This is a genomic window from Desulfogranum mediterraneum DSM 13871 (assembly GCF_000429965.1).
Taxonomy (GTDB): Bacteria; Desulfobacterota; Desulfobulbia; order Desulfobulbales; family Desulfobulbaceae; genus Desulfogranum; species Desulfogranum mediterraneum.
Map to the genome: position 1 here is coordinate 1 of NZ_AUCW01000020.1, position 17,170 is coordinate 17,170.

Consider the following 17,170-nt stretch of genomic DNA (forward strand, 5'->3'; position numbering starts at 1 on the left):
TTTGCCCTCACACCTGCGCCTCTACCACTATGCCTGCCCTGCTGCCGCCATGCCTACGCTTCTGCCGCCATGCCTACGCCTCTGCCGCCATGCCCGCGAAGGCGGGCATCCAGGTCAAGGACGCTGCATCCTTCCTCCGAGAGAAGTTCCCGCCTACAAGGGATGGCCGGAATTACTCTCCATTGCGACCCCGCCACGGTGAGGGTGACACAGCCACTGGCCGTGCCCCTGTCGCCTCGATGAGTTTCTCCATTTTTGCCTTGGATTCACAAAGGAAAGCTACTACTTTTATGGCCTGCCGGATTATGTTGCCTTGAACCAGCGCCACACGCTCCGGGAGAGACCCGATACGGGACCATGACAGAGAAAACTCTTCTTTTCCTGAATTCGGAATACGCCAATGGATTCCACCTGCAACCTGAAGAAAAAGACATGAGACACCAGCATATTCACAGACCCATCATTCTCCTGCTATTTTTGTCATCCCTGTTTTTCTGGGGATGTTCTGGCAACTCCCTGACCTTTCTGGTGCGTTTTCCGGAGGTCTCGGGCCTGAAACAGGACGACCATGTCTATTTTGGGAAGAATGAAATTGGCCAGGTGGAAAAGGTAACCTACACCACCCAGGGCGACTACCTGGTCGCAGTGAAGATCGTACCGGAGTTCAAGAACGCGGCCACCGAGGATTCATTGTTTTATATTGGCCACGCCCCTGCAAACGAATCGGCTATGGCCGTGATAGTGGAACAGGAACGGCCGGGCGGTGTGACCCTGAAGAATGGCATCACTGTCCAGGGAAGTGCAAGATCCGGATATTTAGATGATATTCTCAATGAGCTGAAGGAAAAAGCAGAAAAGGCCGAAAAGGACCTGAATGAGGCCCTGGGGGAGCTGAAGAAGTCCCTTGATGCGACTTCGGAAAAGCTGGACAGGAACCTGGAGACAACGATCGAAAACCTTTCCCGTCAACTCAATTCATTCACAGATGAGCTTGGGAAACTACCCGATAGTCAGGAAGTAGATCGAATGGAGGAGAGTTTCAGACAATTTAGAGACGAGTTCCAGAAAGCTCAAAAAGATGTTCAGGATCACATCCGCAACGAGATCCTTCCACGCTTTCGCGCGGAGTTGGAGCAGCTCCGTAAACAGTTTAAAAAGGAAGGACGCGAACAGGAACTGGAAAAAATTGACAAGCAGGTAAAAGATCTGGAGATGGTCTAGGAGGCTGGCGGCTTAGAGCTATTTTTTTCCGGATCATCCGGGGACAGACTACGGTTCGGGATAGCAGCTGTGATCTAACCGTGATCTGCCCCCGAATATTTTCAAAGATATATGACTACTCTTCTGATCGCTGAAAAGCCCTCTGTTGCCAGGGACCTTGCCAGGTTTCTCGGTATATCAGGCCAGGGTGATGGATTTATTAGGTGCAAAGACAACACCGTCTGCACCTGGTGCGTTGGCCACATCCTTGAGCAGGCGCAACCACACGTTTATGACGAGAGATACAAACAATGGAGAGGGGAAGATCTACCGATTATCCCGCAGGAATGGATCCTTCTACCCATTCAAAGAACCGAGAAACAGTTAACGATAATCAAGAACCTGCTCACCAATGCCACCGAGGTGATCAATGCCGGGGATCCTGAGCGGGAAGGTCAGCTGATTGTCGATGAGGTTCTTGATTATCTCAACTACACCGGTCCAGCCAAGAGGTTGTGGATATCAGCCCTGGATGAACGAACAATTCAAAAAGGATTTTCCAAGCTGCGGGACAACAGTGAATTCCTGAACATCAAAAACGCAGCGATCTGCCGGGCAAATGCCGATTGGCTCGTTGGTTTGAACGTCACTCGCGGCCTGACCATTGCAGCCCGGACCCGGGGGACAGTCCTTTCCGCCGGAAGAGTCCAGACACCGACCCTTTCACTGGTTGTCGGCCGGGACCGGGAAATTGAGCATTTCGTCAAAAAACCTTTCTGGCAGCTCAAGGCTACGGTCAGGCATGAGAAAGGGGAGTTCATCGCAACCTGGGAACCCGGGGAGCTGTCAAGAGGTGTTGACCACGAAGGCAGGCTTGTTGACGAGTCGGCTGCCGACGAGCTCATCGGACGATTGAGCGGGAGTCGGGCCGAGGTGGCAGATTGCAGGAAAAGCCTGAAAAAGAAGACACCTCCTCTCCCCTTCATGCTTTCTGATCTACAGAAAAAAGCTGAGGACAAATTCGGATATCCACCGAAAAAGACGCTGGATATCGGCCAGGGACTCTACGAAAAAAAGAAATGTCTGACCTATATGCGTACCGAGTGCCGCTACCTGCCGGATGAGATGCATGAGGATGCGCCACGAACAATCGCAACCCTGGTACAACTGGGGATGAAAGGCGCCAAGGAGGCAAACCCCACGCTGCGTTCTCCTGCCTGGAACACCAAGAAGCAGGGCGCCGAAGCCCATCACGGGATCATCCCGACTGAGGTTGTGCCAAGGGATCTAAGCGAGGAAGAACGCAACATCTATAACCTGGTCGCCACCAGGTTCCTCAAACAATTTTTCCCTAATTACCAGTATTATTCGACAAACATCCTGCTGAACGCCCAGGAGGAAAGATGGCGAGCCAAGGGGATCACCGTAAAAGAACCCGGCTGGATGGTGCTCAACGAGCAACAGACCAAGGATCGCCCCTTACCTGAGGTGAAAAAGGGGGACGCTGCCCTCCTCGAGTCGATCAACAAGGAGCAAAAAGCGACCAAGCCGCCTTCGAGATTTACAGAGGCAACCTTGCAGGTTGCCATGACCGAGGTGCATAAGTACGTTGAAGATCCGGTCATAAAGGCCCGCTTAAAAGAAAATTCCGGGATCGGCACACCGGCAACCAGGACCAATATTATTTCTGAGCTGCAGAAACGGGAGTATCTCCAAAAAAAGGGAAAGGCTCTTATCTCGACCGATCGCGGCCGGGAGATCATCGACAAGATGCACCCTACCCTCAAATCTCCAGGCATGACGGCCATCTGGGAGGATGCCCTCGACAGGGTCTGTGAGGGAGAGTTGACGAAGGACGCCTTCCTCACGGAGTTGACGCGGCGCATGGGGAAGATGGTCGAATATGCCCTGGCAACCCAATTTTCAGAGTTGATCACCGGCAAACGCTACAGCTGCAGCTGCGGCGGTGATTTGATCCGGATGGAGTCCAAAAAAGCCAAGGGCAAGTTTTTCTGGTTCTGCTCAAAGGGCAGAGAGAACAACTGTGTGCCCAGATCAGACTATCAGGGGGCCCCAGGTGCCGCCTTTGCGGAGCGCCCCACCTCCGGGCCACCCTGCCCTGCCTGTGGTGAAGGTTTTTTAATGCGACTTGAAAGCAACAGGAGACCGGGATTTTATTTTTGGGCCTGCTCCACAGGAAAGGAAAAGGCCTGTCCTCTCTTGTTGGACGACAACGGCCAACCCGGGAAACCGATGGTTGATCCGGATGCACCGAAGGCCCCCTGCCCCTACAAAGGGTGTAAAGAGCAGGTGACGCGTATACAGTCAGCAAAGAATCCCAATTTTTTTTACTGGAAATGTGTGAATAAGGAACACCCTTTATTCCATGATGACAAGGGCAAACCCGGTAAGAAGATGGAGTTTAAAAAATAGCCTTGGTTTTGAAGGTATCGTTCTTTGCCGTGAGGAAGCTTATTTTCTCCAGATAGCGTCAACCGTTGGAGAGCTCCCTCGGAATATCGTTACATTGCAGGAGGCTTGGAAGGTGATTAGAGACGATAAAAACATCGTCTCTAATCTCAGGGGGTCATGCATCAACAAATCGCATAATTTCACCGACATCTTTTCTAGAAGTCGGCTTCACATGCTCGCCTTCTTCATAACCGTACACAATAAGCGCGGCTACGGTCTCATCCTCGGGCAAATTGACGATTTCAGAGATGGAATCATCATCAATAACACCGAAAATACAGGTTCCAACACCTTTCGCATGAGCAGCCAGGCAAAAAGTCTGGCAGGCGATACCGGCATCGAACACTTCCCATACATTGGCTTTCGAGGTTGCATATTCCTCTTTTTCCAGATCGAGCTTGCCGCTTTTACCTTTGACGAAGCTCAGTACCAGAACACCTTTGGCATTTTTTAAGGTGCTCATGTTGTAGACAAATCCCTTAACGCCGTCGTTTGCCAGCTTCTGCATGACTGCAGCATCATCCACCAGTGTATACCTGGCTACCTGGTAATTCGCCCAGGAAGGAGCCCAGCGGCTGATGTCGATAATCTCCTTCATGGTGGCGCGGTCTACTTTTTCATTCTTAAATTTTCGAACGGACCTGCGCTCTTTTATCATTTCAATAGCATTCATCTTTTCACCTCTTCCTGGTATGGTTTTGGTTATTTTGAATTTTTGTACCTTTAAATAATTCGGTTCCGCGTATCATGGTAAACAGCTTCTATTGTTTGAGGCCCTTCACTCTGACTGTTTTCCAACGAGTTATTGTCAAATGTGGTGTACGAGGGTCAGCCAGCTTTCCTGTCAGGCTGATCGGTAACTCGTACTCCATCTCTGAACTCCACCCCGATTATGACCTCTGCTAACCTGCGGAATCCCTTTATCCGTTTCCAGCGCTTCTGGGCATTTTCCAGTAGCTTAAAGACCATTGCCAGGGTGGTTTCCCGTGATCCGCAGTTACAGCTCTTCTTGGTCCTCAAACGCACCGTTGAAAAGGTCGACTCAATCGGATTGGTCGTCCTTATATGCACCCAGTGTTCCGCAGGGAAATCGTAGAAGGACAGGTGTTCGTCGCGGTCTTTGCTAAGACATTCCATTGCCTTTGGACATTTGACTTCGAAGCGGGCAAGAGCACCGTCGAAGGCTGTGTTGGCATCCTCTTTGGTCTCTGCCATCCAGATGTCATGCAGCGCAACCTTTACCTTGGACTGCATCGACTTTGGTAACTTGTTGAGCACGTTAGCTGTCTTGTGTACCCAGCAGCGCTGGTGCTTTGAGCTGGGATAGAGCAGGCTCAGAGCATTCCAGAAGCCAAGGGCGCCATCGCCGACGTAGTGCATCCTGCTACACTAGCAGCACATGGGGCTTAACGATTCTTCATAGATCTTGGTAACGATATCCGCATCGGCTTCAATGGGCGCAAGACTAAGAAGCAGGCTGAGAGATGGAGTTTCCATGGCAAGCTCGGTCAGACGGGCAACGTCGACGGCAGTGAAACCTTCGTCCTTCAGCTTGGAATCTACGCCAAGAGCGAACAGCCACTTTTCAATTCCGACAGCGGCCTGTTCAGCTTCGCCGGCGTCACCGGTAAGAGCAGGGACGATGGGGGCAAGAATGTCTGCCAGTACCGCACTCTTTACCGTGTAGATGTTCTTCACAACAGATGGCAACAGCATAGCAAGACCGAGACCGTGAGCCAGTTCAGGTTTAACAGCGCTCAGGGGATGCTCCAGAGCATGCGTGAAATGCAGCAGGCCGTTGTCGAAAGAAACACCTGCAATCATAGAGGCGTACAGCAGGTAATAACGGGCGGTCAGGTCTTCAGGGTTTTGCAGTATAATCGGCAGGTACTTAGCAACGAGTCGGACAGTTTCCTTGGCCATGAGGATGGAATAGGGGCTTGCGACCTTGGTGGTAGCAGCTTCGACAACATGGTTGATGGCGTCGATAGACACGTACAAGCTCTGATTGCGAGGCAGCTTGGTCATCAGCGCCGGGTCATCGATGGAGTACATCGGATAAATACAGTCGTAGGCGATGGCAGGCTTGTACTCTTTATCCAGAATGGTGACGACAGCAAAACGATCAATCTCCGTACCGGTACCGTGTGTCAGGTTAACAGTGACAATAGGAGCGGCTTTTTCCGGAGTAAAGGTGTACTCGTACAGGCTGGCGGCAGTTTCTTCCGGGTACTCCATGAGGATAGCAACACTTTTGGCCGCATCAATAGGGCTGCCGCCACCGATGGCAAGTACGCCCTGTGCACCGAACTCCAAAGCAACCTTCGTGGCAGCATCCACCTGCTCAGCAGTCGGGTTCGGGGTAATCTGGTCGTAGATACGGTAGGCAATCCCCTTTGCTTGCAGGGCCTTCTCAACCACCTCCCAGGCGCCGCTAATTTTATAAGAAGACTTACCGGTAACAACGATCACCTTCTCGATCTGCAGCTGTTTCATCTCAGCAGCAATATCATCGATTTTCTGGATTGCTCCGACACCGAGATAAACGGTGCTTTTTGAACGGATCTCCACCACTTCATTAATATCTACATCTTGTTCCCACATATTTGATCTCCATCAAAACTAACATTGTTAAATACAAACACTAAAATACTACCCATCTTAACACACCTTACTTCCACACCATGGGGCAATAAGTGCAAGGAGGCATGTGCCTTCTGCCTCTTGAAAAGAGGCGACCGTGAAACATACCTAAATAATAAATTACATCTAAACAAGTGACGCAGCAGCTCGCACAAAGCTGCTGCACTTAAAGAGGTTGATTTATATCCAGGAGCCCTCATTGATTGATGCACAACTGCTTCATACCTGCAGGAACCGGTGTGAATTCTTGACAATCTGAAAAAATTATAAATATATGGCATCCCGAGTCATTATCTTCCCCAAAGGACTTCTCCTTTATTTCGTGCCAGCAACATGCTCCAGCGCAATGCCGTTGACTTAAGCGGAACCTGATTTACGAGGCCACTTCCCGTAACTACTTTTTGGGCTATATTCGGATCTCCCAAAAGGGTTTAGCAGATAAACCCGCCCTGCAGCACTGTTTAGGAGAAAACAGGCCTGGCCAGGAATTCAATGCCTTCTGAACCGGTTTTAATTGAAGTGATTGTGACCTCACCTTCAGGTTCAAAAGCTACGGGGGCTTAAGCCAAAGCTTGTTATATCAATAAGGTGGTTGGGAGATCCGGATAGACCCGTTTTTTTCTTTGTTCCGTAAAATGGCCAACAGACGAAAACCCTTTCAGGTTGTATCGGCTGCATTGCTTGCCATGACAACCGCCTGATCTACAGCTTTCTCGAAAAGCTCAGAGACGATCTCGAGGGGCAACTTCTTTCTGGCTCGAAAAAAAGCTGCTTTGTCAGGAGGCGAAACACCCTGACCGTGAGCGAGCCCGGTATCGCTGAAAAAACTATTAATTACCTCCTGATAGCCAAAGCGTTTGCCAGGGCGGACCATATTGACCAGCAGCGCCATGGTGACGGCTAGAGAGAGCTTCCTGGTTCTGCTGAAATCCTTGTCTGCAATGGTTACAGTGGTCTCTTCCTTGTTTTTGGGAAGGAATCGTCCGATACAGGGAAACAGGGTATGCTGTGATTTTTCTTCATCTTGGCCACAAACTGGCACATATTTTCACAGCACCTCTGATGCCATTTAACACCTCTTTATAAAAATATTGTTGCCTTAGCCATTTGAAGGCATCACAACAGTCGGACCGCTTGATATTAACTGTGTTTTCAAGATATTAGACACACAAAGCCCTGTTCCATGAGCTTAAGTCAACGGCATCGATTCATATCCAGCTCCTCCGGCAGGCGTGGAAGAATGCTTCGAGTTGGCCAGGGTACTTCTCTTGGTATTTGTTCATTTCAATACTGATCAATGCGTAGCGATCGCGCTGTTGCATGTCATCTAAGTGTGAATAGTATCCCCGCCTCCTGCCGAATATGAAATTCAGTTGATCCTCGTAACTCAGTGCCATAAACCGTCCTATAGTTGAGAGTAAGTTTATCTTGTCTTGTGGCAACTGGCCTCGTAGTTCGGTGAGAAGGTTCACCGCATGGTAGTTGACATACTTGCTGTGAATCCCATCAAGCTGGTTGACGATCATCTGTTGTTCCTTGATCATTTCAACCTCTGAAAGCATGGTGAACGTGCCTTCTTGAACCATTGTATCAAGGGCTGTTCCTGGATTGACGGCAAGAGACAGGATCCGTACAACCGCGGGATCGATCAGGTTAATGAGGCGTGCTGTATCATCAGCATGGGATTGCGTAAGTTCTTTGCCTCCAAGTCCAAGAATGGTGAAAAGCAGTATGTCCATGCCAGCATTTTTGGCATTGATCGATGATGCGAGAAGGGCTTCTGCTGTTACGCCCTTCCGAACCTTTTTGAGCACCTCATCCGAGCCTGATTCCATCCCGCAGTAGAGTACGTTCAGCCCGGCATCGCCGATCTCTTTTATTTCTGTCGGAGATTTCCTGAGCATTGTCTGTGCTCGACCATAGGAGCTGATCTGTTTGATCGAGGGAAATGCTTCTTTTAACGCGTGTAGAATCTCTACGAGATCATGCGTTTTCATGGTGAACGAGTCTCCATCCTGCAGGAAACATCTCTCTACCTTGCGCTCATTGTAGACCTTTTGTGCAGTGAGTATGTCCTTTTTGATCTCGGCCACTGACCGGATAGAAAATTTGATACCTTTGTAGAGCGTGCAAAATGTACAACGGTTCCATGGGCAGCCTCGGGTCGTGCGGATCAGGAGGCTGTCCGCTTCATCTGGTGGCCGGATTTGGCCTTGCTCGAAATCTTCAGTAATCATGATTTTTTGCTACTCAAGACCTTACATATCGAATTGGGAGACATTCTCACTTAAAGTACGTGAGTATGTCCCCTTGGATTTGATCATCAGGCAATCAGTGTCATTTCGTTGAGTGTGAAGTCTGCAACGGCTCCCTCTGTGGCAGCCATATACTCGGCAAGGTGTGTGTTGCCCATGTGAGTTTGCCAGAGTTCACGGGACTCCCAATTTTCGTAGAAAAGAAAAACTTCCGGACGTTCGTTGTCCTGGTGAAGGTCGTACTGAATGCAACCTTCTTCTTTTCGGGTTGTATCGATGAGCTTAATGAGCTCTGTTTTAACCAGCTCGATGCTCTCTTTTTTTGCCTCAATTCTTGCGACAATCGTCAGTTCTTTTTTCATTGTAACGGATCCATGTGAGTAAATGTTAATCTGTAAAGCTACGATGCCACCTTTATGTTGATTTGTAAAACGAGTTGTTCTAATCTTATCTATGAGCATTTTAAATAAATCTGAGGTGGAAATGAATACGGGAAAAAGTTCAACTTTCCTGCTGGATGCCGACCTTATCACTCTACGGGCAATTGTAGCCGTTGTTGATGAGGGGAGTTTTTCCGGCGCTGCCAAGGTCATTGGAAGGTCCCAATCGGCAGTAAGTTTGCAAATCGCAAAGTTTGAAGAAAAGTTAGATGTTCGCCTGTTCGAAAGAACAAGCAGGTCGGTAGCTCAGACACCCGCCGGTGAGGTATTCACGGCTTATGCAAGAAGGATTCTTGAGTTGGCTGATGAGGCTTTAGCCGCTGTTAGCTCTCCGTCTATAAAAAAGCCCTTACGTATTGGCTTTGCCGAGTATCTGGTCCCACATCATCTCTATAAACTACTTTCAAGATTCAAGAGGAGATATCCCAATGCGGCAGTTGAACTCAAGCTAGGCGTGGGAGGGGCTCTTTTGGGTGAAATGAAGGATAAACAACTGGACGTAGTTGTTGCCGGCCCTGAAGGGGCAGAGGGCTTAATACTCTTTGAGGAGCCACTCGTCTGGGTCGGACCTCAGGATCGGCCTTATGAGGAGAAAGAGTTGGCATTGATCCTTATGCAACCTCCCTGCAGTTACCGAAAGGCGGCATTTGACGCTTTAGCCAAGGCTGAATGCTCTTGGAATATTGCTCTCAGCGCAAACTCCATCCAGGCCACCCAGTCTGCCGTTGCAGCCGGTCTAGGCATTTCCGTGGTTCCTCAATCTGCTGTAAGTAAAGATCTAAAAATTTTGAGTGAAGGATTTCCCGAACTACCGACAACGAGCATTCAGGCCTATAGCAACAATGTCGACTCTCACCCGCTGATTGAGCCGTTTGTCGGCTTCCTCAAGGAGGAACTAGTAGGAATTGGAGTGAACTAAGTCAGGGGAGTAGCTATCTAACAAATTAAGTGATTGACTCTAAGACTGCAACAAGGCGACCGCCCTCTGTTCGAGAAGTCCAGGCTTCTCTGTTAAATATCAGTCAGTTCTAAGAGTTGAAAATTGGTCTCGATAAATCGAGATTCCACTCCTTCCTTGCAACGCCCCTGTTTGGTAAGGCGTTGCCGTCTTTTTTTTTGGGATAGGTGCCCTTCGTCTCCCGGTGCACGGTGTCGTGTTTGCACCTGTCCTTGCAAGAGTTGAAGTTGAGGTGTTCAATGAAAACTGCGCAACGTGTGCAACAAATTCGAAAAATTATTGCCCTTGACCCGATCATGGAAGCAATTTTACTCACCGATGTATCCTTGGAGGAAAAGCGGTATAAACTGCGCAGCCATCTCTCCAATCTGCTGCTAAAGATTTATGATAAGACCCACGACATGCCCGCCCTGGAGTGGGTTGTCTTTAGAGATACCATCTGGGTATTACGCAACATGCTTAACACCCGCAGCGAAGAGCTGGCTGGTTTTTCTCTACTTGCCTATCTTGATAATCTGCTGCATGGGCGTCACCAAGGACCGCCTCCGAGTTCGGGGTTTATCGCTGAACTGCGGCATCTGGTAAAGGGCATCAAGGGATTAACCCATCTCTACACGGAAAAGCGACCGGCCTTTCTTAAGCATACCGGCAGGACCGCCGCAAAAATGCGATCCACGGCTCTCTCTCAAATGGCGCGGAAGGCAAAGGCCTTTATCGACCGATACCCCTGCGGTATGGATGACGAGCTGATTCGCGAGCGCAGCAGCAACAGGCAGCACCTGTTTCAATATTTCAATATTACCGATTTGGAGTGGAACGACTGGACCTGGCATAACCGAAATATCATCCGCGATCCGCAGGTCCTTGGGAAATTGATCAACCTCTCTATTGAGGAGCAGCAGGCAGTCACCCTAGCCCGGGAGCAGCGTATTCCCTTTGGGATCACACCGTACACCATGTCATTGATGGATCGGGAGAACCGCGGCAAATGGGATACGGCCATCCGCGCTCAAGTGATCCCGCCCATGCAGTACGTTCAGCGGGTCAGCGAATTACGGCAAGACCCGACCTGCAGCAACGATTTTATGGTCGAGGGGGACACCTCGCCTATTGATGGCATTACCCGCCGCTATCCTAATATTGTGATTCTCAAGCCTGTGCTGACCTGCCCCCAGATCTGCGTGTATTGCCAGCGGAACTGGCAGATTCAGGATGTAACTTCGTCGGATGCGGCCCTAGGCGAGAAAAAACTTACGCAGGCTCTGGACTGGATCGACAAAACCAAGGAGATCTCCGAGGTCCTGGTGACCGGCGGTGATCCGCTGATTCTCTCCGATGACCGGTTGGAGATGATTCTTGGGCGCCTAGCGCAGATGGAGCATGTGGTGCGCATCCGCATCGGCACCAGGACACCGGTGACCCTGCCGCAACGCATCACCGAATCTTTGGTGCGGACCATCACCCGGTTTCACGAGCCAGGTCGACGGGAGATGGTTATCATCACCCACTTTGAACATCCCACCGAAATCACCCCCGAGGCCATGCAGGCGGTGCAGCGTTTTCGTCTCTTTGGGGTCGAGGTCTACAACCAGATGGTGTTCACCTACTACAATTCGAAAAAATTCGAGGCCGCCACCCTGCGCCAACAGCTGCGGCTCATTGGAGTGACGCCCTACTATACCTTCAACGCCAAGGGCAAGGAGGAGACCGACGATTATCGGGTGCCGATTGCCCGTCTGCTCCAGGAACAACAGGAAGAGGCCCGACTCTTTCCGGGCACGGTGCGTACCGATGAAATTGTGTTCAATGTACCGCGCCTAGGCAAGAACTACCTTCGTTCCGGTCAGAATCGGGATATGATCGCCATCCTCCCTGACGGACGTCGTGTCTACGAATTCCATCCCTGGGAGAAGAAAATGGCCCTGATGGATACCTATGTGTACACCGATGTCTCCATCCATGCCTACCTCAAGCGCCTCCAACAGGACGGTGAACAGACGAGAGAATACAATTCTATCTGGTATTACTACTAGAATACCCGCCAGGCGAATCACAGAAGCCCTTCAGCCGCGCCAATCGATCTTTTGGCAATCCTGTCCTGGGCAAAGAGGAACGATTGTCCCCATTCGAGACCTGGAACTTTCCTCCCCCGGCGCCATTAAACGTGGTGGCTCGCTCAAGGTCAGGTATCACGCTTCTTCCATCCACCAGAAAATCACCTCGGCTTCGCCCGACTTTGTCATTATCATCTCTCTCTTTGAGGAGAGAGGTGGCTTCGTTTGTTTGGACAAGATTTACTGCTTTTAAGGTGGGATTTCCAGCGTTGTCGTTTCGCCATATGAACACCTCCTGGCGGCATCTTAACCGCTCTTAAGTTGATGTCCACTTTTTCTCTACCACCTCAGATGAATATGGCAGCAACTTGAAGCCGGTGGTGTTACTGGTTATTCTTCCGAGTTTTGGCATGTGAAACCCGAAGAATATCGCACCCGTTTCGGCAGCTTCCGTCAACAGACGGATTCTGGTCTGGACCGATTTTTCCGGCATGACGTCCACGATAGGACTCCAGCTGGGGGTTTCCACATGGATTTCGTGGATCAGCGCGTCTCCAACGTACACGAGATGTTCCCCTCCTGATGTTGCAAGTAAAGCCATATGCCCTGGGGTGTGTCCAGGTGTTTCCACCAATGATATGCCGGGGACTATTTCAGTGTCTCCATCAATCAGTTCGACTCTCTTCCGTAATGGTTTCAGAAGGGTTGTGACCATGCCAGTTAGCAGCTTTTGGAAGTCGTCTGACAGTCTCGGAAGTTTTGGTTTCCCGGTCCAGAACTGCCACTCTTTTCGGTTCATGAGGATTCTTGCATTCGGGAATAAAGTTGCGCCTCCGATGTGGTCGGGATGGGCGTGCGTTACCAAGACAATGTCGATCGATGCAGGGCTGATACCGGCCGCTTGCATATTGCACACAAGCTTCCCGGCCTCAGGCAGCATTTCGCCCGCTCCGGTCTCCACCAGAATCTTGTTTTTCCCTGTATCGATCAGCAGACATGTGTAGTCACTCACCCAAGTTGGCCACTTGTCGATGGATATACCGTACTGAATTAACGCCTTCCCAAGTTCGTTTTCCGGTGCGTTCGGGAAAAGCAGTGCGCCCGGGTTGTCATAAGCATGCTTACCATCGGTGAAGAGGGTGCATCGAAAATCTCCGATATTGAAATACTGGTATTTTGATTCCATGCCACCTTCTCTACAGATATAGTTTGCCAACCTGGCTGTTCAGCTTTTCTACCGTTGTTTTGCCCATGGTGAGTTTCATTTGCCATGACTGTTCCGTGCTGTTGATCTTCAGGTTCCCCTCCGGGCACACAGCAACGCAGCCGAGGCATGCGATGCACGCGCTTGAGTCAACAGTGCCTGATGCGCAATCCATGGCACCCGTCGGGCATAATTTTTCGCACATACCGCACTGACAGCACTCGGCTCCGTTTCTTGAAGGTAACTCGGTAATGACTTTGAATCGGAATCCTTCGAATTCGTCCAATTGATCATCATTAAATGCTCCTTGCTCGAACCCGGAAACCATATCGCCGTCAACTCCCGAAAATCGGCGGAGTGTTGCGCGTACAAAATCTTCTGCCAACGCATGTTCACGCTTGTCCGGGCGGTCGGTAAATGCCTTCCACCCCCCCACATTGAATGTATGCTTACCTGGGAATTCTGCGGATGAAACAACGATGAAATGCCGCTTTTCAAGAATTCGGGCGGTAGAATAGTGAGCTGGGTGAACCGTAAAGCCTCCATACGTGAAAAACATGGCGCATTTCATTTTATTGCCGTCAAGTGTGCCCAGCCAGTCGCGCATCACTTTGGGCGCGCGAAGCGAGTGAACCGGGGCCCCGAAAACAGCCGCATCATATGCCCCGAAGTCAATTCCTTTTGCCCTTGCAGCCGGGCTGGTTACATCGCAGAGAGTGGCTTCAGCCCCTTCGAATTCGAGACGTTCCCTGATGACTTCGGCCATTGATCGAGTGTTATTAGTCGCGGAAAAAAATACAATAGCAATTCGCATTGGCTACCTCTAGATGCTGTTAGGCAGCCTAACAACTGGGTTAAATTTTTTTAAACCCTATTGCTTCTTGCGTTCAAAGCAATGAGTTCATCGAATGTCATTTTGAAATGATCAATTTTTATGGGCGCTTTATTGCCAAAAAATAGACAGAAGTCTGCATATAATCTTTCGTGGTGAAGGGTGTGATGATGGTCAGCCGTCCTCCCGTTTTCCGTGAGCCAAAGGGTGACTGCCTTTCGGTCATCAGGGTTAGCTTCCTTTCTTACGAAGCCTTTGGCCACGAGCTTTCGTATGCGTTCCGACAGTGTAGGCTTGGAAATTCCAAGGATGCCGGCAAGTTTGGTCAAGCTCCCTCCCTCGGCTTCGGCAATGGCGGCAATGGTGTGGATTTCCGCAGGGTAAAGGGGGATATCCGTACCAAAACAGACACCCTCTGCATGGTGAGCGTTGACAGTGTCAACAAAAGCCAACATTGCAGACAGCATTTGTTCGTATCGTTTTTTTTCATCAACCATGAACCCTTTGTAAGGGTTACTAACAATGAAGTCAAGAGTAAAGGAGAGGAACTTCTCTTATTTCCAAAGAAATAGATAAAAAATTATTAGGCTTCCCTGTTGGAGTGCTCAACTTTCCAACCCGCCATAACCGTTTGTTTTAGCGCCCAAAACAGCTGAGACACCCCGGTGTGCATTGAGAATATCTAGAGCAGTACCCATGATTGCATGGGTCCATGACGACATTGCCTGTTCTGAAAATTCCCCAATGGCCCCAAGCTTGTCGAGAGCCAAAGCCATCAGGCGATGCATTGCCTCCAGCATGCTGATATCCACCAATTCGTCACAACATGCATGGTACAGACTTCCCATATGTCCTCGGATCATCATAATTTCTTTGCTCAAAGGACAAGAATATATAGCGTGCCATGACGATGGTTATGTGGCCCACCAGGCCGTCATAGTCTCGAAGTTGAACCTCCCGCTCCAGGTTCAGATACTGCTTGGCCATCTTAAAAAACACCTCAATGTCCAAGCGCCAGATGGTCCCATATCAGGCCGAGCCGACGCAACAGCTTGTTATTTATTGATAAAAACTCCAAAGGTGGCTGTTATCTTGACTTAACCTTGCATTTTGAGGGGCAAAATCAGCATTGTAAGGAATCATATCCTCCCGGAGTTCAAATCCTTTATGAAATTGATTTTTCTCCCGGTAAACCACCTTCACCCCCAGTTTTTTTTCTATGTCTTCGATATATTCTTCGTTGCCAACGGCAATGGCTTGTGACCAATTGCAGTCCCGTTGGTGCCTGTCGGCTTTCAGTGCTTCCTCTAACCACCTTGCATTTGCCTCTTTAAGCATAGATACTGAATCAAGTCTGAGAAGCTGAGATAAACGCTTTTAATTGATGATGGCATAGCGTTGTTTTTGGCTTTGTGTTTCGTTTTATCCGCTCCAAGCCCATTCTGACGGATGTGGCACGATCTCCGTGCGAACCATGTTCAGGTCAATATATATCAGACAGTTAAACAGGTGTGTTCCACTTTGGATGGCCGTTGCATGGTAGCGGTCTTCCCCAAGGCCCCTTGTCGTTTCTTTCGCCGGTTAAACTAATTATTCAAGATACCCTAAATTTTTCCAAAAATTTTCCTCTGTTTATTGAAAACGGCATAACGACATCTCCGTAAACGTCAAAAGTTATGTCTGGCCTGAATCCCAACTTTTCTAAAATAGATTTTGAGGGCAGGTTTTCAGGTACAACCGCACCGCATATTTTATCTAATTCAAGATCATTAAAACCGTATTCCAATACAGCAAGTGCAGCTTGAAAAGCATACCCTTTCCCCCACACGCTTGGGATTAAGCCATACCTGATATCAACAAAACTGCTCTCTTTCACAAACTCAAGACCGCAATAGCCAACAGGCTCTACGGGCCTCTTACCGCTCAATATGAAGGTACCGAAATTGTGCTTCTGCCAATGATCCAACCGGAGGTTGAACCATGCTTTAGCGTCACTCTCGCTATAAGGTTTTTCAAGCGGTAGATACCTTGTCGTTTCAACCTTTGATAAAAAATTTTTTACAAATTTAAAATCACTTTTTCGCATAGCTCTAAAGGTTATGTCCGCAGTGCTTGGAAGTTCCATTTGTCAGTCCCACATACTCATATCTAAAGAAAACAAAAAGCTGAAGCATGCAGCGATCCAGCCCTGCTGCTTAAATGTTGGGATCGACACTCTCAAACAGAAGATCAGCAATCTCTATCAAGTTCTTCCCTGTTAAGGTGTGGTACACAGAATACCTAACAAAATTCTCCCCAGCCAAAGCCAACATATTTCCACCCGATCTTTACTCCTCGCCTCCCCCCCGCTGCTCATCCCGGAACAACCGGAAAGGCTTGCAAAGCCTGGCTGATTTGCCTAAAAAGTAACTTGCTGCCCCGCAGGGAGCAGGAGGCACAGGGCGGCACCAGCAAATACATATTAAGTTCAGACACTTAAGATTTAGCCACGGCTGTAAACATTTTCAAGCGAATACCTGGTTGCTCCTGCTGGAGACCCATTCTGCCAGGGGCTGCTACGCTTACTGCCGAGCAGGGAAGGGCGACAGGGCGAAGCACGGCGAGCCCTCGCCGAAGCAGGGCCTTGGCATGAGCTCTACCAAGAAGAGGGAGGGAAAGACGATGACTGACCAAGAGAGCAACAAGGGCCGGTTTCTGAGCCGGAAACTCAAACCATGGCACCTGATTGCCCTTGGGCTGCTAGCCTTGGTGTTCCTTGCTGCGCAGTTTGCGCTCTACCGCAGCAGCGCAGACCAACCGCCGCAGCCAGAACAAAGCAGGAGTGGAGGGCAGGAGCAGCAGCAACAACAGTAGGGGAGCGAAGGGCAGCCCAAAGCGACCAAGCCATCCAGGACGGTGGAGCAACCTGGAGCGGCCTGGAGCGGCCTGAAGCAGCCACAGGGGTAAGCAGAATCAAGAGGACCCTGGATTATGCCCCTGGAGCAGGGAAAAAAAGTGCTTACCTGTCCGGCTCAATTTGGTAAAGATACCAAGATGCTGCCATCCAGGCGAGCCGGCAGCGGCGATGGTCTGGTCCAGCTTGTTCTTCTCGATGCGACCACAGGATTAATTT

16 protein-coding genes and 1 pseudogene are annotated in these 17,170 nt (G+C 49.8%); 5 read left to right on the forward strand and 12 right to left on the reverse strand.

Going from position 1 to position 17,170, the window contains the following annotated elements; genetic code table 11:
• From G494_RS27390 to G494_RS22880, 3 genes are all read left to right on the forward strand, one after another.
• Positions 1 to 202: hypothetical protein (locus G494_RS27390; protein ID WP_208597665.1), on the forward strand; the 202-nt coding region annotated here is incomplete at its 5' end.
• Positions 203 to 357: 155 nt separating this feature from the next.
• Entirely contained in the window at positions 358 to 1,221 is an 864-nt protein-coding gene (locus tag G494_RS0110605) for an MlaD family protein (RefSeq protein WP_153305837.1), read from the forward strand.
• Positions 1,222 to 1,332: 111 nt separating this feature from the next.
• Positions 1,333 to 3,633 carry a DNA topoisomerase 3 gene (locus G494_RS22880; RefSeq protein WP_051305595.1) on the forward strand — a complete coding sequence of 767 codons (2,301 nt, stop codon included), beginning with the start codon at positions 1,333 to 1,335 and terminating at the stop codon, positions 3,631 to 3,633.
• Between the two features lie 154 nt (positions 3,634 to 3,787).
• Here the strand turns inward: G494_RS22880 and G494_RS0110615 are convergent, their stop codons facing one another.
• From G494_RS0110615 to G494_RS0110640, 6 genes and pseudogenes are all read right to left on the reverse strand, one after another.
• Positions 3,788 to 4,345 (reverse strand): nitroreductase family protein, encoded by a 558-nt coding sequence (locus G494_RS0110615; RefSeq protein WP_028584532.1) that lies wholly within the window; start codon positions 4,343 to 4,345, stop codon positions 3,788 to 3,790.
• A gap of 155 nt (positions 4,346 to 4,500) precedes the next feature.
• Positions 4,501 to 5,043 (reverse strand): annotated as a pseudogene (locus tag G494_RS22885) (IS256 family transposase); the annotation flags it as partial.
• Between the two features lie 18 nt (positions 5,044 to 5,061).
• Positions 5,062 to 6,276, reverse strand: a complete 1,215-nt coding sequence (locus G494_RS0110625) for an iron-containing alcohol dehydrogenase (protein ID WP_028584533.1) — start codon at positions 6,274 to 6,276, stop codon at positions 5,062 to 5,064.
• Between the two features lie 697 nt (positions 6,277 to 6,973).
• The gene (locus G494_RS28025; RefSeq protein ID WP_332307525.1) at positions 6,974 to 7,207 is read right to left on the reverse strand and encodes a hypothetical protein; all 234 of its coding nucleotides are present in this window, start codon (positions 7,205 to 7,207) and stop codon (positions 6,974 to 6,976) included.
• Positions 7,208 to 7,523: 316 nt separating this feature from the next.
• Positions 7,524 to 8,552, reverse strand: coding sequence for a B12-binding domain-containing radical SAM protein (locus G494_RS0110635; protein WP_028584535.1), 1,029 nt, complete (start codon positions 8,550 to 8,552; stop codon positions 7,524 to 7,526).
• Between the two features lie 86 nt (positions 8,553 to 8,638).
• The gene (locus G494_RS0110640) at positions 8,639 to 8,932 is read right to left on the reverse strand and encodes a putative quinol monooxygenase (RefSeq protein ID WP_028584536.1); all 294 of its coding nucleotides are present in this window, start codon (positions 8,930 to 8,932) and stop codon (positions 8,639 to 8,641) included.
• Positions 8,933 to 9,023: 91 nt separating this feature from the next.
• Between G494_RS0110640 and G494_RS22890 the strand changes: the two genes are divergently transcribed.
• Together G494_RS22890 and G494_RS0110650 are read left to right on the forward strand one after the other, a co-directional pair.
• Positions 9,024 to 9,929 (forward strand): LysR family transcriptional regulator, encoded by a 906-nt coding sequence (locus tag G494_RS22890; protein WP_084456674.1) that lies wholly within the window; start codon positions 9,024 to 9,026, stop codon positions 9,927 to 9,929.
• 278 nt (positions 9,930 to 10,207) lie between these two features.
• Positions 10,208 to 12,001 (forward strand): KamA family radical SAM protein, encoded by a 1,794-nt coding sequence (locus tag G494_RS0110650; protein ID WP_028584537.1) that lies wholly within the window; start codon positions 10,208 to 10,210, stop codon positions 11,999 to 12,001.
• Positions 12,002 to 12,338: 337 nt separating this feature from the next.
• Here G494_RS0110650 and G494_RS0110655 read toward each other — a convergent pair whose 3' ends face one another.
• From G494_RS0110655 to G494_RS22905, 6 genes are all read right to left on the reverse strand, one after another.
• Positions 12,339 to 13,208 (reverse strand): MBL fold metallo-hydrolase, encoded by an 870-nt coding sequence (locus tag G494_RS0110655; RefSeq protein ID WP_028584538.1) that lies wholly within the window; start codon positions 13,206 to 13,208, stop codon positions 12,339 to 12,341.
• A gap of 10 nt (positions 13,209 to 13,218) precedes the next feature.
• Positions 13,219 to 14,040 carry a flavodoxin domain-containing protein gene (locus tag G494_RS0110660; RefSeq protein WP_028584539.1) on the reverse strand — a complete coding sequence of 274 codons (822 nt, stop codon included), beginning with the start codon at positions 14,038 to 14,040 and terminating at the stop codon, positions 13,219 to 13,221.
• A 50-nt stretch (positions 14,041 to 14,090) separates the two neighbouring features.
• Positions 14,091 to 14,555: a MarR family winged helix-turn-helix transcriptional regulator gene (locus tag G494_RS25400; RefSeq protein WP_051305596.1), complete on the reverse strand. Its 465-nt coding sequence runs from the start codon at positions 14,553 to 14,555 to the stop codon at positions 14,091 to 14,093.
• Positions 14,556 to 14,663: 108 nt separating this feature from the next.
• Entirely contained in the window at positions 14,664 to 14,924 is a 261-nt protein-coding gene (locus tag G494_RS0110670; protein WP_153305838.1) for a hypothetical protein, read from the reverse strand.
• Positions 14,925 to 15,117: 193 nt separating this feature from the next.
• A complete protein-coding gene (locus G494_RS25405) occupies positions 15,118 to 15,396 on the reverse strand; it encodes a hypothetical protein (protein WP_028584541.1) in 279 nt (92 codons plus the stop codon).
• A gap of 256 nt (positions 15,397 to 15,652) precedes the next feature.
• Positions 15,653 to 16,183 carry a GNAT family N-acetyltransferase gene (locus tag G494_RS22905; RefSeq protein ID WP_084456676.1) on the reverse strand — a complete coding sequence of 177 codons (531 nt, stop codon included), beginning with the start codon at positions 16,181 to 16,183 and terminating at the stop codon, positions 15,653 to 15,655.
• Positions 16,184 to 17,170 lie beyond the last annotated feature (987 nt).